Source organism: Methylobacterium sp. C1, from assembly GCF_001854385.1.
Taxonomy (GTDB): Bacteria; Pseudomonadota; Alphaproteobacteria; order Rhizobiales; family Beijerinckiaceae; genus Methylobacterium; species Methylobacterium radiotolerans.
The window spans coordinates 5811065-5832602 of record NZ_CP017640.1 but is presented as its reverse complement, the minus strand read 5'-3'; the positions used below and the strand labels follow the sequence as shown (position 1 = coordinate 5832602).

The window sequence follows — 21538 nt, the reverse complement described above, 5'->3', positions numbered from 1 at the left end:
CAATCACTCCCTGACCGACCAGTAGGGCTGCGACGGCTGCTGATCGCTCGACGACTCGTCCCGCTCAGTTGAGGGCGACGCCGAGAACTTGGCCAACTCCGAGGAGGACGCAGTCGGGACGCTCTGTTCGGACCGTGCAGTCCGGAAGCGAAGCGGCATCTTGTCCGTTTGGTCAGATGCACGACTGGTCGAGTACTCGCGCGCCGTGATTGCAATCGAAATTGAGCCTTCGGCTCGATTGACAGTTGCCTCCGTCGGCCTGGTCGGACCGAGCGCTGCCTTTGCAATCGCGTCCTCACTTCGCTGCCTGATGGCGAGCCGGGCCTCGTGGACCACGTGGGCATGAACTTCCGCCTGGTCGCCGAAACGCACGCGCATCTGTCGCATCGCCTCGACATGAAGCGTGAGCGGTATGCCGTCGAGCGTCTCGTCCATCGCGGGCAATTCGTACCAATCCCGCCCGAGACGGACGCTCACGGCGCCGAGATCATGCTGATCGACTGAAATCTCCAATCCCTCAGCCGGAATATCGCTCGTGTCTCGAATGTATTGCTGGATGTCAGTCGACTGGTAGTGGTTCCCGAGAACGACGACACCCCGTGGTCCGGGCTTGCGAAAGACTCGTATGCCAAACAAGACCCTGCGCTGGTTCGAGTTCAGCGGCGGGACGATCCCTCTCGTACTTGCAAGTCGCCGCCAGCGATCGATTGGTGTTTCACCCCTCATGGCCGGCGAAGGCGTGAGGTGATGGACGTCGACCAGCCACCTTGCGATGTCGAGAGCGAGATCGTCTCCGTCGATCGAAGCGCGGGCTTCACTGTCGTAGTCGCCGCGCACTACGGGATTCGAGAATGTCTGACCGGTGTATCCAGCGAGTAGATCGGTGTTCACGACGCCGAAGAAGCGCTCCTTCGTACCGCGCAACTGCGGCTGCCCGACTGGGCCGATCAGATTCTTGCTACCCATTCCAATGATGGCGCCCCGAACGTCATCGCTCGTGACTGCGGCGCCGGCATCCGTTGCAATCGTATCCGCACCACAGGCCATATCCCACCTGGAGCGCGCACCGGTGCCGCGAACGATCGCCGACTTGTCGCGTGTAGCGAGAGACAGAACGGAAAGAAGGGCGTCCGCACCTGGATTTCTGGTGAGGACGAAGCCTAGAATGACACCGGTCGCGACATCGATCGCAGAAACTATCCAAAGTCGTTGCACACTCCTGAGCAGCTCTTGCTTCAAGTCGCCAAGCGATTCCCAAATCCCCGCCGACTTGAGTAGAGTCATGATCGGCAGCTTCGACTCGTCTATCTCGACTCGAGCCCCTGGCCAGTCCGCGTCTACCCCGCTGGAAACAACTCCGAATCGACGCTCGGCCGACCGAATGCTTTTCCGAGCCGCCTCGATCTGAAACGGCGTGTATTTCCTTTTGATCGTGCTTGTCAGCGCCTTGTCCGACGGAACGATGAGGAGTGGTTCACCGTTCTCCGCGCGCTTGATGTTGTCTTTCTCGATCTCAGCCTTCATATCCCTGTGGAGCTTAGGCACACTCGGGCGGCGCTCATCAAGATATGATGCCGCCGTTCTTGCCAGTATAGCCAATATTTCCGCTTGGAGAGGAGATTCGCTACGACCACATCGAAAATGTTGCTTCCGCAGCGCCAATGGATGAAGATTATGCGCTTCATAGGTCGGCACCCAGCGCTCAAGATTGCGGCCGCTCGCGGCCCGAAGCACTGTCACAGGATCGCCGGCACGAGCCCGACGCTCCTTCGCGGCGTCGATCGCCGGGGCAGCCCTCTTACTCCGCGACGCCTGATGCGGCCGCTCCATCGCCTCGGAGTATTTGAGCGCCCCAATGACGCGTGCCGCCCTTTCGTAGCCTGGGCGTGTCCGGCAATACGTGTCCGGGTCTTCATTGTGGAGCCGAAGAAATTCGTCGCAACAACTGGCCGCATGTAGGCAAAATGCTCTCTCTTTCTCGGGGAGCTGATCCAACGAATCGACCCCCGACAAAAGTTTCAAGGCCGCGGTTGCCCTACTGAAAGATCCACGCTTGATTTCCAGTCTACCAGCCAGATGATAATTCCATATTTCCTCGTAGGTGAATGCCTCCGCTCTCAGTTTGGCGTCGTCGCGAGCGAGAATGTACCCGCTAGCTGTCGTTTCCACCAGAACGTAGCCACGGCCACAGATCTCAATTTTATCATGCAATTCAATTCTCAAGATTGTGCCGAGAAGGCTCATCGCCCGTCACTCCATTCCGGTGCATGTTTGACCAAAGATTGGGGAGTTATGCGGCCAGGCACGACCAACTTCAGAATCCCGGCATCGATCAGGCGGACGACTGCACGAAAGGCAGCTCCATCGGCGAACGTGCCGACGATCCACGAGATACGCACTGCTCCGAGCGTGTCGGCCAAGAGCTCGAGAATGCGTCCGTCGAGAGTGCTGGGTGGGTCGCGACGTACCGACATCACCAGCTCGGCGTTGTAGATCTCATTCGGGTGCGGATTTCGATCGGTGAAAATCTCAACCCAATCGGCGCGATGGCCATTTTGGGATGCGATCAGACTCATTTCCGCAATGAAAGTTTCGGAAATGAACAATTCCGGTTTTACCTGTACGAAGCATTTTTCGGCGCTTTTCATTGTGACGAGCAAATCGAATGTGTGCCTCTTCTCTATACCATTGGAATTCACGTAGCTCACGAATTCGGGCTGCTCGATGAGACTGACGAAATCCGATTGTGCGAAGTAGAATTTCATGGCCTTGGCTTCGAGATCGGCCTCGAAAACGTATTCGCGCCAATCAGGTCCAACGAGAGAGCCGCGAGCGGACGCCGCCGAGCGTAAACTCGGCATGCGGGTAGCGAGGCTTTCGTCCGGATATCGGTAAGGCGGCGACGTCCACCTCGTGTTGTAGTGTTCGGATTTCATGACGCTGATTCCGGGCACGCTCCTCCCCGCCGCCACTCCCGGCGAGGGCGCTCAAAGGACAGAATGAACGAGGTACGCCCGGCGTCTGCCGGGCGTGGGAGAATGCCGGCCCGCTAGGACCGACCGATCCGGAACTCGCGAACGGTACAGTCCGGGTTCAGGATCGCGTCCACGTTCAGGCCGCGAACAAGAAGGCCGCTCTCTGGCGTTGCATCGGAGCGGTCGTTGGGATTTTCGATAGCTCTCGTCTCTGCATCCGCGCCGTCGGCCGAGCGGGCACTTGCAACGAAGGGCTGGGCGTTCTGCGAGGCTCGAACGAATCCTGTACGAAATTCATCACATACGTGGCGCATGAGGGCTCCCCGGCTTCGTCGAACCGCGCCTCCTCCCCACCGCTGTGGATAACGGCGGGTCGGAATGGCGTCGGCGTTTGCAGGGCCCGGCGAACGATGGCAAAAAAGGATCGTGCCCAATGGCACGACTCGGCCCTCCTTATCCTGGCAAGAACAAGGTTGGTTGAGCCACCGGATCCGCAAGGATCCTGCTGGTGTGGAGCTGCTGTCTGGTTCCTAGGCCGTGAAGCAGCGGCTCCATTTTAATTAGGGCGCGACGGCGACGTCGCGCCCTGTTCTCGTTCAGATCATCACCTTCCTCCGCTTTGGGCGATTGCCCACAGGCGTTGAGTCGGCGCATCCAAGCGGATGCGACGGCCCGACAGGGCAAAATTTTGATTGAGATTTTCGAGCCCGCGCTATGGAGTGCGGCACAGCCATCCGGCTATGCAGGTTCCGCAGTCCTAAGCCGCACCGCGCGAGGGCAGATGCGACTGCGTAGCGCCGAGGGTTGGCAATCCCCGGCTACCGCCCGCGTCCCTAAGGATGGCTCCCACCTGCGAGAGCAACGCGAACGACCGCGCGAAGGACTGAGCCAGGCCTGGAAACCTATGGCAAGCGGAAGTCCCACAGATTCTTCGCCGACCTATCGGTTCCTGTGGACAATCAAAGGAACCGACTACCCGGTGATAGGCGCTCCTGAACTTCGGAAGGGTCCCGCGATCGGCGCCTCCACACCCTCGTTTCCGGCCGAATCCCGTCCGAGATCGCGAGCGCCAATTCGCCCAGGCACGCCATGCCAAGGATGGCATCGACACCGTCGGCGGGGGCTCGGACGCAGGCGGCGAGATGGGACAGCGTGCGCTGTTCAACCTGCTCGAACGCGGCCAGGATCCTGACGCGGTCGCTCGCCGCGACAATTTGATGTCGTGTCGCCCAGACCGCCCGCGCATCGCTCGCGATCGGTTCCGACAGAACGGTCGCCCTCGCGACGTGGACGATCTGAAGATCGCACTCGATCACCGGTTTGATCGTAGTGTCATCGACCCCGACGACGAGCATCCGTCGGGCTCCTTTTTGGACCACGAAGGCGAGACAACCCGGGACTTCGATCTCGACTGGATCCATCGCATCGACCGCAGGATCGAGGGCGGCCTGGAGGAGCAGATCTCGATGCCAGCGATGCCGGTATCGGATCGGGTGTCGGCATATTCCGCCTCTGAACCCGGGATAGCGCGCATGGAGCGATCGAACATCGGTTGACGGTAATATTTCTTTCATCGCGATCTGCGGCATTGCCTGTCCATCAAGATATGGTTCCACACGGACAGGAATCCACATCGTCGGATCCTGCCTATCCGGATCGAATTCGTTTCATCGAATCCCTTCCTGCAAGGCTCGGCTCGCGAACCCAGGGGAACGGCCGGACTTCATCCGATCGGTACGCAGCAAAAGGGGCTAAATATGCCCCTTTTGCAACTACGTCTTCTGCTCTTTGCCGGCTCGACATGGTGGATAAACGGGACGTCCGATACTGCGTCTCGTCATGGCGAACGCGAATCTTCGATTGGAATCATGGAAATAACCTCCGATAGGAGGATCGCGGATCTTATCCACACCCAAGCTTTCTCTCGGCCGACGGCATTCGGCCAGAGCGGCCTGCCTAATGGCGTCGAGGAGGCCACGCGAGAGCGTTGGCGAGCGCGGCAGGTCGAAGGTGGCGCGCTCGATGACCCTGACCCAGCAAACTGGTCCGCGCCGAGCGCAAGTTTTTCGGGCATCCTGAACCCTGAAGGAGGGTGGATGCCATGCCTCGCAAACGCTTCACGAACGAACAGATCGCCTTTGCCCTGCGGCAGGCGGAGAACGGCGCGACGGTGGACGAAGTCTGCCGGAGGATGGGCGTGTCCGAGCCGACGCTTTACCGGCGGAAGAAGCAGTTCGTCGGCATGGGCGTGCCGGAGATTCGGCGGCTGAAGCAGCTGGAGGACGAGAACAGCAAGCTCAAACGACTGGTGGCCGACCTGACGCTGGACCGCTCCATGCTGCAGGATGTGCTCAAGCGAAAGTGGTGAGGCCCGCCGTTCGCCGCGAGGTCGCCGGTCATCTGCAGGCGGCCTACGACATCAGCGAACCATCTCCTGGCCTACTGCTTTGGACTTCCCGCCGCGAACAAAGCGGAAAGCGGGACGGGAGACGCCCTTCCGTGGCCCGCAGCCGAGTTTGCGACACGCCCCCCAGCTATGGCCAGAAAGATCCCGAGCGTCGGCGACCTGCGCCGCAAGTCCGAGTTGTCGGACGAGGAGAGCGAAGCAGCCACCGCTGCCTCCTGCAGGACGAGGGCGCCCCGCCGTTCGCCTTCAAATCCGGCCATTGGGTCGACGTCGCCAAGGCCATCGAGATGCACCCGCACGCCAAGAAGCTGCTGGCTGAGGAGGCCGCCACGCCCGGCCTCCGCCGCACGATGGTGACGACCGCCGTGATCATGAGGTTTCCGGTCGCGAACTAGATTACCTGAGCCGTTCTCAATCTGGATCACGCTGACGGGAGGTAGCCTATGACCAAGGACATGAAGAGCGAGTTCCCTGGTTCTTTGCGAGAGCAAAAGGACGCGGCGAAGGCTGAAGCCGAAAAGGTGAACTCGAAGATTGATGAGGCGTTCGAGAAGCTAGCCAAGAAGATGCGTGATCGCGCGGACAAGGCGAAGGCGAAGATTGACGGCACAAAGAAGCCGGAGAAACGTGCTGTGCTGTTGCGGCGCTTTGAGTTGTACGCGGATGCTGCGACCCACCTCGAAGAGCGTCTTGCCCATCGCGGCGAGTCGTCTGACGGTTAACGCCAAGAAGCCGATCAATTCCAGGGGTGCGTCAGATCAGGCGCACCTCGTCCGGCTTCAGCCGCAGCTGCCGGGCTAGAGACCTCGATAATCGCCCGACTTCCCGGAGCTTGGATCGCGGAGCAACAGCAGCCGCAACCGCGTCCAACGCTTCATCGGCGGTGCTCGCCAACACGGCATAAACGGGCGCCGTCCCGCGTCGATGCTCGATGGCGATCAGGAAGCAGTGAAGCTTAAGCGGCTTGCTCACCCATACCGGGAGGTGGGCTGCGACTTTGACGTCGTCATCCTTGAGGGCATCTCGTCCAACACCGATGAAATCTGCATCGAGGGACATCCTGAGGCGGAGACGCACCGCCCCGGCTGCGTCGCGAACAGCCGCGATGAAATCCTGGCGCCCTGGCTCATCCGAGAAGCTGTGGGCGAACTGTGTGAGGACGCAGACCGCATGAGCGCGCGCAGCGTCGAGGTTGAGTAGCTCCTGACCTTCCGCGTCGCGAACCGCCTTGGTTCCGTCGTGCAGATCGATGAAGTAGCTGGGCATCAGCCAGACCCGGTCGCCGCAGCGCGGCGGCAACATAAGTAGTTTTCGCGCTGCGGGCCGTACCTCTTTCTGGCACGCAATTTTGCCTGCTGCCCGACGGCTGTTGACACGGGTTCCCGAACACCACCGCGACCGTGATCCGCATGCGCTTGGCCGAGGGCTGGCAGAGTGTGCGCAAGCTGAATGACGACCTCTACGCCTTCCTGCTCGCGGAGCCGAACGCCGAGGTCGGCGCAGTTCACCGTAGGCGATGCCGGTGATCCTGACGAAGCCCGAAGAGTGGATGGCATGCATGGCTTTCGGCGCCCTAGCCAAGGCGTTGTAACGGTCGCCTAAGCAGGCGGTGATGGCGTCTTGTCCTGGCGGAGAAGCTCCAGTTCCTCGGCGCTGCGATCCTCGATCCCGATCAGCCGCTCGTCCGTATCTTCGACCGCGCGAATAAGCTCATCGAGCTTGATCTGGATCGCAGCAGTGTCGCGGGCGCCGGCCACGAGGATGACGCCCGCTAGGAGCATGGCGGCGATTGAGAGGAACAGGTTGAAGACGAGCGCCCAATGATCGTTGAAGCTCAGGAAGAAGCCGGCTCCGAGACCTGCCGTGACGGTGAAGCAGGTGACCAGGAAACCAATGGGCTTCGAAAGCCAGACAGCCAAGCCGATGATTGGTCGGTCGAGCATCAATCCGTAGGCCTCGGCTGAGAGACTACCCCAATGAGCCATCGACTTCCTTCGCGGCAATGAATCCGAAGCCGACGATAGTTCCAGCGATGACGAGGATGTGAGCAGGTCAAAGCCCGGCTCCGCCGCCCGATCTGCCAGGCGCGCAGACGATCGCCTGCGAATGCCGGCGGGACGTCGTCTCAGGCTGCCCGCCAGCCCAGCATCGCGCCCGCGGCCAGCCGCGAGTTGCGGTAGCGTTCGTCCGCCGTCACCTCGCGCTCGACCCCGGGGCGGCAGTACCAAGAGCTGATCCTCGCGTGTCATCTCGATCTCCGCCAGGATCAGCCCGCCGAGGGCGCCGCCGAACACGTCCACGTCCCAGATCGCCCCGGCATGCTCGACCCGGTAACGCATCTTCTCGATCCGAGCCTGTGGCGGCACGCTGGCGAGCAAGGCTTCTCCGGCTTCCCAGGCAACCTCAAACTCCGTTTCCGTGCGGCTGAAGCCCTGGCGTGGCCCCTTCCACGCCATAAGCATCTGGTCTCCCGCGCGGCGGATGCGGACCGTGGTTGTGGCGTCGGTGAAGAGGTAGCCCTGTGTGAGGAGGGTTCCAGATTGGCAGAACGCCCGTACCGCGGGCCTTGCGAGGAACTTGCGCTCGATCTCAAGGGCCATGGGGCACCTCGCGTCTGGAGACGGGCCTCACGCACTGACAAACGCAGAACAAGTCGGCATGAGCGCCGCACCCACATCATTGTGGGATGACCTTCCTCGGCAAGCGAGGGATGATGCGCGCAACCTAGATCAAGATGCCGCACGGGCAACCGATGCGGGCATTCCTCCCGTCGAAAAAGAAGGCCGCTCGGGGGAGCGGCCAGAAGTCTTGGGAGGAAACGAAGCCCTAACGGGCCCTAGCACTACTTTGGCAGAAAGGCGTACAGACCTAAGAAAGCGTAGAAGGCGGACAATTGTCCGCTTCAGCCGCGACCAAAGGTGATAGAAAAGAGCGGCATTCTGGCGTCATTGCCTACCGTCAGGTAGCGCGACGTCGACACCCTGAATGGGACTGCCAAAGTAGTGCTAGCCCGGAAGAGCACAACGCCCATGCGTATGGCGCTGCATCGCACCAACTTGTGTTGCGCCGCGTCGTTCCGTTTGGTTCCGAGAGTATGCGAGGTCCACCGGCCCGGCTCGCAGGGATGGGGGGGCCTGTACAACCGAGCCGGTGGGTGTCTCTTGGGAGGACCACCCCAGTTTGGTGCGGCGGTGCAGCAAGTGAAGGTCGAGAATTGGCACGCCTGCCCTGATGTAACAGGGAGGATGCGACTGCGCCGGCGAGGCCGCGCCAGGACTGGGCGTGGTCGCGCCCTGGTGCTGCTGCCGACGCTCAGCCCTCGGCCGATCGCCTGGGCAACCTGGGGCAGCATCGTTAATGGATCGTGGCCGGTGCCGATCTGAACGGTGTCATGGAAGTGACTTCCAACGGTCGCACGGCAGGCGTATCCGCGGCCTCCCGCAGCTCTCGCGCAGGTCCGCCTATGACGCTTCCCGCTGCCCCTTCCCGCACCGTCGCCGAGTGGTTCAACTCTGGCTATCGTGGCCTTCGGATCCCTCGCTGCCCAACCTGCCATATCTCGACATCGGCGACCTGGGATCAGCTCCAGGCGGAGGCAGTCGAGGACGTGGTGGACGTTGCCCGGCGCTTCCGGTGCTCTGCATGCGGCGAAGTCCCGGCCGGGCTTGGTGTTGTAGTGAGCACCGGAGACGAGCCTTCCGGACAGCGGCCCAATTAGCCGCGAGCATCAGGATCACCGGCTGCATCCGTGCTCAACGGGCGGGCATAGAGTGTGTCGGTCATACGTTCACACCAAAGACAAGGCGCCGCAAAAGACATCCGATGAGCGAAACCGAACAGCTCCAGCCCTTCTCTTTCGAGCTGGTTCCCTCGAAGCGCGAAGCGGGCGGCTATCATTGGGCCATCCGCAAGCACGGCAAGCTCGTCCAGCGCTCCGATACCCCACTTCAGACGGAAGCTAAGGCGCGCGATCAGGCGCTGGCCATGATTGAGCGACTTCGGATCGGGCAGGTGAACTGGTAGGAGACTAGCTGCTGGGCAGGAGCCCGCCGCAGCTGTGCCGGGCGGGCTCCCTCCCTCGGACCATTTGTGTCAACGCGGGGCCCGATGGCTCGCTGGCGTCGGCTGTTGAGACGGACGCGCAAGGAAGCGTAGCATAACCGTGCGATCAGAAAGCCATGCAAGCAATCTGAAGGACGGGATGGGCGAAGGCTTTTCGCCTTGGCGCCTACTCCTACCATTGTGAGCGCGACAACCGCGTGACCGCACACTCAAAGTCGCCTTTTGGCCAATCATCCGATCGAGATTTTTGCCAACTCAGGTCAGAGTGCTAGTAGAACTGAGCTGTCTGTTCAGAGGCCTTTGCCGTCCCGAAGCGGACAGACGGCAAACCACCCGTTGCAGACGGTACCAAGTGTCAGATTTCGCCCACTAGGGCCTGTTGGGAATCATCGTGAGGCGATGACGGCAGCGGCCAGATGGATCATGGCTGCAAAGCTTCGATCGGTTTTATCTGCACGCATCGCGATGCGTTTGAATTCCTTCAGCTTGCAGAAGAAATTCTCGATCAAGTGTCGCCATTTGTACATCTCGCCATCAATGTCGCGCGGCTTGGTGCGGCATGGATGCTGTGAGATCACGATCTTGGCCCCCCGCTGATCGAGGCCCGCGACGATCGCGTTGCTGTCAAAGGCCTTGTCGGCGATCAGAGCCTCGAAGCTCACCCCGTCGATCAGAGGCGTTAACCCGACCGTATCGTGGCGCTGCCCCGGCAACAGCACGAAGCGCACGAGATTGCCCAGAGCATCGGTCAAGGCCAGAACCTTCGTGGTCATGCCGCCCTTGGAGCGACCAATGGCTTGGCTTGAAGTCCCCCTTTTGCGCCCTGGCCGTGGCGATGGACCTTCACGATGGTGGCGTCCACCATCGCATACTCCATGTCTGGCTCATCCGAGACCGCTTCGAACAGCCGCGTCCAGACATCGGCCCTCACCCAGTCGCGGAAGCGCGAGTAGATCGAGTCCCACTTTCCGAACCGCTCCGGGATGTCGCGCCAGGGACTACCCGTGCGCACCACCCACAGCACCGCTTCCACGAAGCGACGGTTGTTCTCGCCACTGCGACCCGGATCGCCCGGCTTGCCCAGGCAGTGCGCTTCCATCTGTGCCCATTGGGCGTCCGTCAGTACGTCGCGGTCCATCGTGAGCTTGAATCACACGCTCACCCGCGCCAACAACCCTGATTCCCAACAGGCCCTAGTCCTCACTTGGAGGGCGACTTCCGCGGTCCTCGTCCCGGGACATGCCGTCGGGGGCGCGAGCCGGCGATTGGCGACGGTCCGACGGGGAGGAGCGGGTTGACGCGATCGGCGTCGGACCCGCTCCCAGGCGACTTCGGGCGCCGCCGGTCAGCCGTGGACCGGTCGGTTCCGGCCGACGGTTGCCTTCGAAGCCGACACCAGCTGGACGGCGGCGATGCCGACGACGCAGGCGCCGAGTATGACGTGCGCCCACATCGGAGCCTGCACCGCGCCGAAGCCGAGCACGAACGGGGCGGCCACGGCCCAGCAACCCAGGCCGATGTTGGTCCATTCCGCCCAGGCTCCGTAGCGGGCCAGGGCGGCCGCCGAGCAGCAGGCGATCAGCACGCCGACGGTGCCCGCGTCCCAGGCTGCGGCTGGCAGGCCTCCCATTGCGAGGGCTGCGCACGCCAGGCAGCCGCCGAGCAGTAGGTTCGTCCATTCGAGCGGTCGGTTAGGGTTCTGCTTGGTCATAGGCTTTCTCCTTTTAATACGGCAACGTACCGTACCACGAAGAACGATCTGTCCAGGGCTTGGTTCCCGAGTTTCGTCCCGCGGTTCCAGGCCGAGGGTGCCATCTCCGCAACGGCTAGCACCGGTATGCCCCTTGATGGCGGATGGCTCGACAGCTGCGTGCTCACTCGGTTCCGGCGGCTCCGGCGGCGCGCTGCGCATCACGGGCGGCCGTCCCCGTGGATTCCGGGGACCACCGGCAGCCGAACGGGCCCGCCGAGGAAGTCGATGCGCCAACGCTCGCAACCGTCGCGCGCGACGGCTGTGTGGGCCTTGGGCGCCGCTGGGATTGCATCGCTGGGACGGCCGAGGTCCTGGACCGCGCTCATGGGAGGCGGAACTCCGGGGCGTCGCACAACGAGCGCCCGGCCCGTCGCATCGCAGCGGGCCTTCGAGACTGCGGCCGAGGACCGGGCAGGTCGGCCTCGCCCGCAGGTCGATCTCGGCGAGGCGCCGGCTTCCGGGCATGGCGTCGACGCCCGTCGTTGGCGCGACGTTTCGAAAAGCCGGCGCCTATCCGACCTGGTGCTTCCGAAGCTCGCCTGCGATCGGCGCTCCCCTCGACGGCCTCGGCGTCCGCTCCCGGCCGATGGCTGGTGCCGTCCGCGTAGCGGAGACCTTCGAGGGTGAGATACCACGTCGGGCGGTTACTGGGATCGAGACGACCGCGTGTGGCCGACGACGGCTTTCGGGGACCCCTCGACCTGCCGATCGGCGTCCCGCACCGCCATCCGGCGTCCTCGCGCACGGACGGACATCCCAACCCGCCGATCTCTCAGCTCCCCCGCGTCACTCCTTGAGAGGCGATGGTGGTTCCGATTCGGCCCTTCGCCGCATCGGCTCCGTGTTTCCTGCCGGGGCCCGGTCTCCGGCATCCAGATCCACTTGGAAATGCTGGGCGCTCGCGTCGATCAGCTGGCGCAGGGCTTTCGAGGCCCGGTCGAACCTTTCATCGGGAATGGCCTCGGGCAACCGGCCGCCGGTCTTCGGGTAGCGGAATGCGGTGGCGTAAGACTTCAGGAAACCCAGTCCCTGCATCGCGGACCGAAGGGGATGTTCTTCAGGAAGCCTATCGGCCAAGCGATCGAGGATGTGCGTGTCCCTGATCTCGACGTGCGTGCCTTCCGAGGTAAGCAAGGCCAGGAGTAGCTTCTCCGCCGCCTGCTCCAGGTGATAGGCGTCGTTCCTGCTCCGACACCTGTGTAGAATTATCGAATCCTTCAGGTCCCCATCCGCCAGCCTGAGCTGGTTTGCGATGTGGAGGTTAGCGGGTGAGGACACGGACGGCATGTCCGACGATTTCACGGGTCCTCGAATTCGCCACGGTGATGTCCGACAGGAACTCGCTTCTCAGCGAGCATAGCACGTCGGCGTAGACCCCCGATCCCCTCTGGGTCTCGTAGCCGAGGGACGGATCGAGCAGGCGCTCGTCGGCGTCGTCGGGAAGGACCACGAGGACGTCCCAATCGCTGTCGGGACCTGCTGTGCCCTTCGCACGGCTACCGAACAGAAGCACTTCCTCGGGGTCGTAGATCGCCTTGATGCGATCCATGAGCGTCTTCAGCACAGGATACTCGGCCGCGGTGGGCACGAGTTCCGCTACGGATGCCGGCATCGTCATGGTCCGATCCTCGCTGGCCGAAAGGATAGCAAGCGCCCCAGCTCGCGTCATCCGCTATCGACGCCGCTTGAAATGAAGCCGAGAGGCTTGCCAGGCAAGCCAGGATTGGAAGTATCTTCACCGCTGCGGACGAACCGACGAGATGCGCCTGCGGTGCATCGATCATCGGCTCGCGTCCCGGTCCCCGCCCATCGACCATGGGCGGGGATCGATCGTATCCCGGGACAGGACCAGGGGCGGTGCCGCTACTGCCCCCAGACCCCGAAGCCGGACGGCGGCTGGTAGGACCACGCACCCGGCGAGAGGCGGCCGGTGAGCGTCGACCGGCCCGACATGCCGGCGATGGCGTACGTCCAAGGCCGGTTGTAGGCGTTGCCGTAGATCAGGAGGGGCTTGGCCGGCAGGGCGAAGCCGCGGTGGCCGGGTTCTGGGTGCCGGAGCCGAACCAGGCCCCGTTGTAACCGAACCAGACCTTGGAGGCGCCTAGGTCCACCGCCATCATCGCCGTCCCGCCCGTGAAGTGCGGAGCGTTGCTGTAGAGGGCGCCGTAGGCGTTCGAGGCGCTGTAGTTGCGCACCCCCGCGGTGCCGTCGGACTGGACGTTGCAGTACATGACCGCGGCCGCGGAGTTGCCGGTGGCCGTGGAAGCGGCCTGGACGCCAAGGCACCCGTCGTCCCCGGCGTCGAGGACGGCCTCCGCGTAGAACCGGCCGGAGCTCTTCTGCCCGAGGGCGCGGCCCGACGTGTTGGAGTCGGCCACCGGGCCGGTCATGGTCAGGTTGCCGTTCGACAGCGTCGTGGCCGAGGTCACGTCCGCAGGGTTCCAGGTGGTCGGCAGCGACTCCAGGACGGTGACCGAGACGGCCGCCAGCCGCTTCAGGTCTGCGGGCGAAAGTCCGATCGAGATCTCCTGCGTGCCATCGCGGATGTGGAGGGTTCCCTCTGGGGTTTCGACCGGGAACGGGGTTCGAGAGGGACGGACGCATTGGCGCCGGTTCCCTTGCAATCGAGTTCAGGGATCGCTGCCGACGCAGCGGGACAGCGAGAAATCAAGCTGGGAAGACAGCATGACAGCTTGCTGTTTTGGATCGCTTCGAGAGTGAATGTGCCGAGGCGCTCAGAACGGTGACGTATCGGAGCGGTTTCCGACGGAATTCCGCCGCCACTGACTCCCAGGTCGGCTCCACGTCCGAGCGGGCGGTGGATGCCTGACCGGGGCGGCCGCTTTCGTCAGCGCCTGGTGGCGCCGGGCTGGTTCGAGTTGGCCGACGAGCCGCGACTGGTACGGGCTCGCGGCCCGCCGCCGCTCGATCGATCCTTGCCTTTCACCCCGTCGAGAAAAATTCCGACCGCGGTCGTGACGGACGTCTCGATCTCCGCCGGCGATAACGGTGGGCGCATACCGAGCACCACCTGCAGGTGGAGGTTGTCCCTGAGCATGCCGACGAAGTGGTTCGCCGCCGTCGCGAAGTCGTCGAGCCCGATCTCGCCGCGTTCTCCGGCATCCGCCAGAACCTCCGCCAGCCGGTCGGCCGCACGCCCGGGCCCCTTCTCGTAGAACGATCTCGCGAGGGCCGGGAAGCGCGACGCCTCGGCCATGACCGCCCGGTAGGTCCCGAGCAGGGCCGGCGACATGTACACCGTCATCAACTGCCGACCGAACTCGTGGAGGAGGTCGTCGAGGCTGGAGTCGGAGGACCGCTCGGCGGGCAACGCCGCCAGGATGGCGTCCGCGTTCTCCGAGACGAGGGCGGTGAACAGGCCCTCCTTGCTGCCGAACTCATTGTAAATGTTGCGCTTCGAGCCGCCGACACGCTCGATGATGGCGTCGATGCTGGTCGCCGCGTAGCCCTGGTCGAAGAAGACGGCGGCGGCCGCGTCCAGCATGGCGGCGCGCCGGCCGTCACGGGAGGCGCGCTTGGTGACGGATCCGTTCATCGGCTTCCCCCATTCCAACGGATGCCGAGACGGCACGGTATCCTACCCGGACCATGGCCGTGATCCCGACGCCTGGGTCGACGGCGGGTTCGCGGCGCTTCCGGCGTGCTCGCGCGTCTGGTGGATGACGCCTCCCTAAGTGGTACGGTACGTTACCAATCAGGTCAAGGCGCGGGCCGCCGGGCGGGGACGAATGCATGGAATGCCCGGTTTGCGCGGCATCATGGGACGCGCATTGGTAGGAACGGTCCGGCTGCCGCCCGCGCGGCAGTGGCGGCTACGCGCCCGACGCGAGGCGTCCGGATGCCGGCAACGGCGGTCGAGAGGGGGACGTCGCCGGGCGCATACGGGCGACGGCAGCCGATCTCAGGCGGGGAAGGGCGTTCCTTCTCTCACGGTCGCGTGCCGATCCTCGCCTCGGCGTTGTGGTGGGCTGCCACGCTTGCGACCGTGGGCTCACGGTACCTAGTCCACCCGAGCTTCGGATCGGCGTGAAGCCGGGACGACCTCCTTGATCGCGAATCGCGTCGACTTCCACCTTCTTGCGGTGGACCCGGTCGAGGGTCGATGGCGTCGGCCCATCGCCTCCCTTCGTCTAGGTACCGGTGCGATCGTAGCGATACAGAAGCGTGATCACGGGTCGCAGGATGAGAAGATCGGCGACCAGCGCGAACAGCATGGCCAGAGCGCTCAACCAGCCGAACAGGCGCAGCATCGGCAGATTCGACAGGATCGTGATCGCGAAAGCGCAGCTCAGCACGACCGTCGTCAGGATCAGGGGCGGCCCCATCTGGACGGTCGCCTGCTCGACCGCCAATCCCGGCCCTTCGGCCGTGACGAGGTCCAACGTCATTCGGTTCAGGAAATGGATGGTCGCGCTCAGGCCGAGGCCGAGAGCCACCGTCAACGCCACGACGCTCGCGAAGCGCAACCCGCCATCGGTCAGCCACAGGAGGCTGCCAGTCGCCACGACGGGGAAGATCGCCGGCAGTATGCTGGCGCACATCACGCGGAGCGAGCGGAACGCCACGCCGATCGCCGCCGCGATGAAAACCACCTCCACGGTGATGCCACGGCTGAGCTTATCGATCATGCGGGCGCTGTTGCGCGCGGCGATGGCCGACAGGCTCGTGACCGCAACCGTATATCCCGGGTTGCCTTGGCGCACGGCGGCGAGGGTACGGTCGAGGTCCTGGACGACGGGAAGCAGGTCGCTCGCGTCGACGTCGCGCACGCGGCCGGTCACGAGCAGCGCCCTCTCGTCGGCCGAGACGAATCGCCGGACGAGGAAATTCGGCAGGGCGTCGACGTAACCTTTGATCGTGTCCGGGTCGGCGCGCTGTCCGTTCTCGGCCAGCCACGCCCGCAGCGTCTCCAGAGACCACACGTTGCCCACCCCGGGCTGCCGTCCCAGCATCCGGTGGACCTCGGCGACGACACCGAGCGTCCGCGCGGAGTACAGGCTCTCGCCCGGGGGGATCTGGATCATGACGTCGATCGGGTTCGCTCCGGTCAGGTCACGATCGAGCCGATCGCTGGCCGCGACAGCCTGCTCGTGGCCGGGGACCTCGTCGGCGAGGCGGTAGCGCGGCTGCAACTGCAGGTAACCGATCGCGAGCAACCCTGTGAGCGCGAGGCCGCATCCCGTGTAGAGCCCGGGACGGTGGACCATCCAGCCCGCGATGAGCGCGCAGAAGCGCCGCAGGACGCTCACGCCCGGATCGGCCCTTCTGGCGCTGCGGGCGAACGCGTCCGCTCGCCCGAGCAACAGGAGGCCGAGGGGCGGCATCAGCGTCAGCACGGCCGCGAGTGCGATCGCCGTGGCGAGCAGGCCCGCCTTGCCGAAGTCGCGGATCAGGTCCGATTCCGAGGCCTGCAGGGCGATGAAGGAGATCGCGGCCGTCGCGTGGGTCAGGACGCACGCCGGCCCGACGACGAGCAGGGCGTCCCGGATGGCCTCACGCTTGTCCGTCCCCGCGATCAGGCGCGTCCTCACGTGGAAGGTCAGCTGCATGCTGTCGGAGAAGCTGATCACCATGATCAGCGGCGTCATCATGTTCAGGAAGATGTTGAGCCGCAGATCGAGCCAGCCGAACGCCCCGAGGGCGAGCAGGATCGACACTAGGGGCGGCCCCGCGGCGATGAGCATGAACGAGACGCGGCGGAAGAAGACGGCCGCGATGAGGCAACCGACCAGCAGCCCGGCCGCGTTGTAGAGGACGCGGTCGCGCTCGATCGCGCGACGGATCTCGAGCTGCATCACGGGCACGCCCGTGAGCTGGACCTTCAGGCCGCTCCCGGCGAGATCGGAATCGATGGTGGACTGGATGTCGTGAACGGCGGCGGCCAAGTGCGCGCTCTCGACGGCCTCGGGCGCGAGCGCCAGCACCATCAGGGTCAGCGCGCCGTTCGAGGCCAGCAGCTTGTCCTTGAGGATCTCGTTGGACCGCACGCTGTCCAAGAGGCGTTGGTAGGCCTCTCCTTCCGGCAGCGGTTCCGGGAACAAGGGGGCCGGCAAGCGGCCGCTCGTCGGCGCGGTGCGGGCCGAGAAGATCGACACGAGGCCGCGCGCGCCGTCGACGAGTTGGAGGTCGGTCGCGAGATTGCGCAGCGCCTCGAGCGAGGTTCGTTCGAGCACCGGACCCGTCACGACCGCGAGGATGTCGTACTCGCTGGACGGAAACCGTTTCGCGACCGTCTCGTACTGCCTGAATTCGGTGCTGTCGGATCGGAAGAACTGACTGAGCGAGTCGTCGACTTGCAGCTTGCCGATCCCTAGCAGCGCCAAGCCGACCAGGATCGCGGCCGCGACGCCGACCGTCACGGGATGCCGGAGAGCGAGGAGGCCGAGGCGTTCGGCGCCCAAGCCGATCGACGGCGGCACTCGCGTGCGCCGTTCCGTGACTTTGTTGCTCAAGGACGACCATCCTGCGCTGGGGAGCCGGCGGCCGGCGCCGGTTCCGGATGCGGTGAAGCGCCGATCCGTATGCGCCCGCGGGCCGCTAGCCCCGACGCAGGCGGATGCTGACCTGCCTGACGTCGTTGCCCTGCGGCGTGATCACCACCTCCTGGGTGTTGCCACGTGCGACGAGGCTCAGCCCGGCGCTGAAGATGGGCGCGGTCACGACGGCCTGCAGCCGACCGCCGTCCAACGTGCCCGCCAACGTTCCTGAGACGTTTCGGGTCGTCTCGGACCAACTTCCGGACACCCGTCCCCCGGCCTCGCTCGCGCGGCATTCGATGTCGAACTGGTAGCTCGCGCTGGCACACACGAGGTGCTGTTCGACGCGCGTGCCTCCGTCTGCGACACCGTACCGGGCACGGCAGCGGATCGTCTCGCTGCCGCCTGCCGAGTCGACGCGCCCGGAGCCGGACCAAGAGCCGGCGAAGTCGGCAAAGCCGCCGCGCGGAGCCGAGTATGACGGCCCGGCTCCGATGGACGCGACGACGATCGCAACCATCGTCGCTGATCCGAATCGCCCCAGGAGGCGCATGGCCGACATCTCCAGCATAAAAGGCTTAGAAGCGATACATCCAGATCATTGACTCGGCAACAAGTTGCCAGAAAAGGATCAGATGCAAGACGACGTTGATTGGAACTCGAAGCGTAGAAGATAAAAACATCGTGATGACTACGTGCGGAAAGCCGCACGAGACCGGAAAGCCGCACGAGACCGGATGGACGCGCGCGACGTGATCGATCGCCGAGCCGGAGACGAACACGGATCAGAGTGGTTTCTATCGAACGTTCTCGTACGACCTTTCGAACCTCACCAGGATTTCGGTTCGAGCACATACGTGCGGTGGTTCCTACCAGCACGTCCATCGCCACGGACATCATGGCTTCGACATAGCTCACCGCCGCCCCCCATCCATGCCGCCGCGGTCGATCGCCGTCACCTGCTTGCGTCGGAGGCGAGTGATTCGTAACGCGCTTCCGTGACGCTTCGGCAAAGGTTTCCCAACCGCGAATAAGCTGCACGGAGCGCCCGACCGATCCGGGTCGCACGCCTCACACCGCGGAGCTTCGCATGCCCCGAAGGCACGGAGTGCGACTCTTCGAGTCGAGCGGCTCGGAAAACCTTCGCTCGCCCGACGCGGCGGAAGACGCCGGCCATCCGATGGAAGTCCTGGGCCTCCCGAGGTTGGCTGGATGGCAGGGACGAGCGGAAGGCATGAGAGGGTTCGTTCGTGGCCTTTGCCACCCGGAACGCGAAGGCTGAAACATGGAAGGCCCGGCCACCAGCGGCAGCCTCTCTCCTTGACAGAGCCGAACGGCTCTGGAAACGTTTCCAAAGCGGGTGCGAGGGATGCGATCGGGTGACTCGCCCCAGCTATCGCGGGAGGATGGATCGTGACGACGCTGTCGCTGGCCGCACATCCGACCGCCGCCACCGACCTGCGCAAGGCCGTCATCGGCGCGATCGTCGGGACGGCCATCGAGTGGTACGACTACTATCTCTTCGCGACGGCGGCCGCGACCATCCTCAACAAGCTGTTCTTCCCGCAATACGATCCCCTCGTCGGGACGCTGCTCTCGTACGCGACCTTCGCCATCGGCTTTCTCGTCCGCCCGCTCGGCAGCGTCCTGTTCGGCCGGATCGGTGACCGCATCGGCCGCAAGAACACGTTGCTCATCACCCTCGTCCTCATGGGCGGGGCGACGACGCTCATGGGGCTGCTGCCGACCTACGCACAAGTCGGCCTCTGGGCGCCCATCCTGCTGATCCTGCTGCGCGCGGTGCAGGGTCTCGGGTCAGGAGCTGAGTATGCCGGGGCCGTCCTGATGGTCATCGAGAACGCACCGCGGGACCGACGCGGTCTCTATGGCTCCATGCCGTATATCGGCGTGGCGCTCGGGCTCCTCCTCTCGCTGGGTACGTTCACGCTCTCGTCGACCGTCGTGACGGGCGCGGCGTTCGACGCCTGGGGTTGGCGCATCCCGTTTCTGCTGAGCCTGATCGCGGTCGCCGTCGGCCTCGTGCTGCGCTCCACCCTGCACGAGACGCCGGTGTTCGAGCAGCTCGCCGCGCGCAGGAAGGCGCACGCACCCGTCAGCGAGGTCTTCCGGAATTATCGCCGGCCGCTCTTCTGCGCCTGGGGCGCCCGCCTCGGCGACGGGTCCCTGGCATACTTCTACGAGTCGTTCGTCATCGTCTACGCGACGCGCCATCTTGGCCTGGACAAGAACCAGATCCTGCCGGCCCTGATGGTCTGCACCTGCGCGCAGTTCGCGACGGTGCCGTTCTTCGGATGGGTCTCGGATAAGGTCGGCCGCAAACCGGTCTACCTGCTCGGCGGCCTCCTGTCCGGCGCGCTCGTGTACCCGTTCTTCCTCCTGATGGCGACGAAGTCGCTCCCGCTGATCTACCTCGGTCTCCTCATCGTCTCGGCCGGCGCCAAGACCATGATGACGGCAGCGCAGGGACCGTGGTTGACCGAGATGTTCCCGGCCCAGATCCGCTATACCGGGTTCGCGCTGGCGCGGGAGGTGACCTCGCCCATCGCCGGCGGCCTGGCGCCGATTATCGCGACCGCGCTCCTCGCCTATGACTCGTCCGCGACGCTCGTCGGCCTCTACGTCGCGGCACTCGGCCTGATCACCGCCATCGCCGTCTGGCTCGGCCCCGAGACGCGCGGCCGCGACCTCGCGGCGACCGCCTACCCCGATCCCGCGCCGAACCTGTCCTGATCCGCGCGCGAGTCGAACCACGTCGCCATGACCTCCGGCGGCGGGGTCTCGCCGGCGATGCGGGCCAGAAAGGCGCGCGCTGCGGCCCGGCCCATGCCGTCGGTGTCGCGCATCACCGTTGGGATCGGTGGCCGGTGCAGCCGGCCGAGCGGGATATCGTCGCAGCAGACGAGGGCGAGGTCCCGGCCGATCGCCACGCCGCGGCCCTGGGCCGCCTCGATTGCGCCCTCGAGGAGCTGATTGCCGCCGAGGATGATCGCGGTCGGTGGCTCTGCGGCACGGAGGAGTTCGCCCACCGCCTCGGCGCCGCGGGGGGCCGACAGCGGGCCGAACGTGAAGCCGAACGGCGGCACGCCCGCGCGCGAGTGGGCGTCGGAGTAGGCGCGCAGCCGCTCCCGGGCCGGCCGCATGTCGGGCCCGGCGACGAGGGCTACGCGCTGGTGGCCGGCCTCGAACAGGTGACGGGTGGCGGCCAGGATCCCGGTGTAGTGGTCCGACAGGACGACGCTCGCCTCGGGCACGCCCGGCAGCTCCCGGTCGATGGCCACGACCGGAACGCCCGCGCCGGCGAGCGCCGCGATCGTGCCCGGATCATCCTCGGACGCCGGCAGGACGATGAGCCCGTCGACCTGCCGGCGCAGCAGCAGGCCGATGCGCTGCGCGTCGACCTCCGGGCGCCCGCCGGAATTGGTCAGCAGGACCGAGTAGCCCGCCTCGCTCAACACGGCCTCGGCACCGCCGACGATGGCCGCCAGCAGAGGATTGGTGATGTCCGAGATGACGAACCCGATCGTGTTCGTCGCGCGGCTGCGCAGGCCCCGAGCTAGCAAGTTCGGCTGGTAGCCGAGGCTCTCGGCCGCCTCGCGGACGCGCCGCAGCATCTCCGGGCTGACCGAGCCCTTGCCGGACAGGACGCGGGAGACTGAACCGAGACCGACGCCGGCGCGCTCGGCCACGGCGGTGATGCTGACTGGCTTCCCACCCGGCAGACGTCGCCCCTCGCCCAACGACCGACCTCCTCTATCGTCCCACAAGCACATCGCACCTTGACGGGGCGCGCGCCGCGGCGCTAGCTGGAAACGTTTCCAAAGCG

General features: G+C 64.8%; 17 protein-coding genes and 3 pseudogenes. 7 read left to right on the top strand and 13 right to left on the bottom strand.

Annotated features, from left to right (window positions below; all coding sequences use genetic code 11):
• Window positions 1-3: 3 nt before the first annotated feature.
• Together BKE41_RS26810 and BKE41_RS31380 are read right to left on the bottom strand one after the other, a co-directional pair.
• Window positions 4-2244 (bottom strand): hypothetical protein, encoded by a 2241-nt coding sequence (locus tag BKE41_RS26810; protein ID WP_159392805.1) that lies wholly within the window; start codon window positions 2242-2244, stop codon window positions 4-6.
• Complete coding sequence (locus tag BKE41_RS31380; RefSeq protein ID WP_159392804.1) at window positions 2241-2936, bottom strand: hypothetical protein; 696 nt, start codon at window positions 2934-2936, stop codon at window positions 2241-2243. Before BKE41_RS31380 ends, BKE41_RS26810 begins: the two co-directional genes overlap by 4 nt.
• Window positions 2937-4117: 1181 nt before the next feature.
• Between BKE41_RS31380 and BKE41_RS31375 the strand changes: the two genes are divergently transcribed.
• The 4 genes and pseudogenes from BKE41_RS31375 to BKE41_RS26785 all read left to right on the top strand — a co-directional run bounded on the left by BKE41_RS31375 (window position 4118) and on the right by BKE41_RS26785 (window position 6104).
• Complete coding sequence (locus BKE41_RS31375) at window positions 4118-4531, top strand: hypothetical protein (protein ID WP_159392803.1); 414 nt, start codon at window positions 4118-4120, stop codon at window positions 4529-4531.
• A 545-nt stretch (window positions 4532-5076) separates the two neighbouring features.
• Window positions 5077-5381, top strand: a pseudogene (locus tag BKE41_RS26795) (transposase); the annotation flags it as partial.
• 93 nt (window positions 5382-5474) lie between these two features.
• The gene (locus tag BKE41_RS26790; protein WP_245295989.1) at window positions 5475-5777 is read left to right on the top strand and encodes a hypothetical protein; all 303 of its coding nucleotides are present in this window, start codon (window positions 5475-5477) and stop codon (window positions 5775-5777) included.
• 48 nt (window positions 5778-5825) lie between these two features.
• Window positions 5826-6104: a hypothetical protein gene (locus BKE41_RS26785; protein ID WP_071000399.1), complete on the top strand. Its 279-nt coding sequence runs from the start codon at window positions 5826-5828 to the stop codon at window positions 6102-6104.
• Between the two features lie 31 nt (window positions 6105-6135).
• On the opposite strand, the gene BKE41_RS32340 is transcribed toward BKE41_RS26785, so the two are convergent.
• Window positions 6136-6648: a hypothetical protein gene (locus tag BKE41_RS32340; RefSeq protein WP_245295854.1), complete on the bottom strand. Its 513-nt coding sequence runs from the start codon at window positions 6646-6648 to the stop codon at window positions 6136-6138.
• 161 nt (window positions 6649-6809) lie between these two features.
• Here BKE41_RS32340 and BKE41_RS32335 point away from each other — a divergent pair.
• Window positions 6810-6928, top strand: a pseudogene (locus tag BKE41_RS32335) (SOS response-associated peptidase); the annotation flags it as partial.
• Between the two features lie 52 nt (window positions 6929-6980).
• On the opposite strand, the gene BKE41_RS32330 reads toward BKE41_RS32335, so the two are convergent.
• The gene (locus BKE41_RS32330) at window positions 6981-7982 is read right to left on the bottom strand and encodes a low affinity iron permease family protein (protein ID WP_245295853.1); all 1002 of its coding nucleotides are present in this window, start codon (window positions 7980-7982) and stop codon (window positions 6981-6983) included.
• A 1222-nt stretch (window positions 7983-9204) separates the two neighbouring features.
• On the opposite strand from BKE41_RS32330, the gene BKE41_RS26765 reads away from it, so the two are divergent.
• Entirely contained in the window at window positions 9205-9405 is a 201-nt protein-coding gene (locus tag BKE41_RS26765) for a hypothetical protein (RefSeq protein ID WP_071000397.1), read from the top strand.
• A 425-nt stretch (window positions 9406-9830) separates the two neighbouring features.
• Here the strand turns inward: BKE41_RS26765 and BKE41_RS30630 are convergent.
• The 8 genes and pseudogenes from BKE41_RS30630 to BKE41_RS26720 all read right to left on the bottom strand — a co-directional run bounded on the left by BKE41_RS30630 (window position 9831) and on the right by BKE41_RS26720 (window position 18214).
• Window positions 9831-10543, bottom strand: a pseudogene (locus BKE41_RS30630) (IS5 family transposase).
• A gap of 246 nt (window positions 10544-10789) precedes the next feature.
• Window positions 10790-11155: an SPW repeat protein gene (locus BKE41_RS26750; protein WP_071000394.1), complete on the bottom strand. Its 366-nt coding sequence runs from the start codon at window positions 11153-11155 to the stop codon at window positions 10790-10792.
• Window positions 11156-11983: 828 nt separating this feature from the next.
• The gene (locus tag BKE41_RS26745) at window positions 11984-12475 is read right to left on the bottom strand and encodes a HEPN domain-containing protein (RefSeq protein WP_159392802.1); all 492 of its coding nucleotides are present in this window, start codon (window positions 12473-12475) and stop codon (window positions 11984-11986) included.
• Window positions 12459-12815 carry a nucleotidyltransferase domain-containing protein gene (locus tag BKE41_RS26740; RefSeq protein ID WP_159392801.1) on the bottom strand — a complete coding sequence of 119 codons (357 nt, stop codon included), beginning with the start codon at window positions 12813-12815 and terminating at the stop codon, window positions 12459-12461. Before BKE41_RS26740 ends, BKE41_RS26745 begins: the two co-directional genes overlap by 17 nt.
• A 382-nt stretch (window positions 12816-13197) precedes the next feature.
• The gene (locus BKE41_RS26735) at window positions 13198-13626 is read right to left on the bottom strand and encodes a hypothetical protein (RefSeq protein WP_071000391.1); all 429 of its coding nucleotides are present in this window, start codon (window positions 13624-13626) and stop codon (window positions 13198-13200) included.
• Between the two features lie 419 nt (window positions 13627-14045).
• The gene (locus tag BKE41_RS26730; protein ID WP_071000785.1) at window positions 14046-14753 is read right to left on the bottom strand and encodes a TetR/AcrR family transcriptional regulator; all 708 of its coding nucleotides are present in this window, start codon (window positions 14751-14753) and stop codon (window positions 14046-14048) included.
• Between the two features lie 595 nt (window positions 14754-15348).
• On the bottom strand, window positions 15349-17670 hold the full coding sequence (locus tag BKE41_RS26725) for an MMPL family transporter (protein ID WP_071000390.1): 2322 nt from the start codon (window positions 17668-17670) through the stop codon (window positions 15349-15351).
• A gap of 85 nt (window positions 17671-17755) precedes the next feature.
• On the bottom strand, window positions 17756-18214 hold the full coding sequence (locus BKE41_RS26720) for a hypothetical protein (RefSeq protein ID WP_159392800.1): 459 nt from the start codon (window positions 18212-18214) through the stop codon (window positions 17756-17758).
• A gap of 893 nt (window positions 18215-19107) precedes the next feature.
• Here BKE41_RS26720 and BKE41_RS26710 point away from each other — a divergent pair.
• Complete coding sequence (locus BKE41_RS26710) at window positions 19108-20445, top strand: MFS transporter (RefSeq protein WP_159392799.1); 1338 nt, start codon at window positions 19108-19110, stop codon at window positions 20443-20445.
• Here the strand turns inward: BKE41_RS26710 and BKE41_RS31370 are convergent.
• Window positions 20415-21452 (bottom strand): LacI family DNA-binding transcriptional regulator, encoded by a 1038-nt coding sequence (locus BKE41_RS31370; RefSeq protein WP_159392798.1) that lies wholly within the window; start codon window positions 21450-21452, stop codon window positions 20415-20417. The genes BKE41_RS26710 and BKE41_RS31370 overlap by 31 nt on opposite strands.
• Between the last annotated feature and the right edge of the window lie 86 nt (window positions 21453-21538).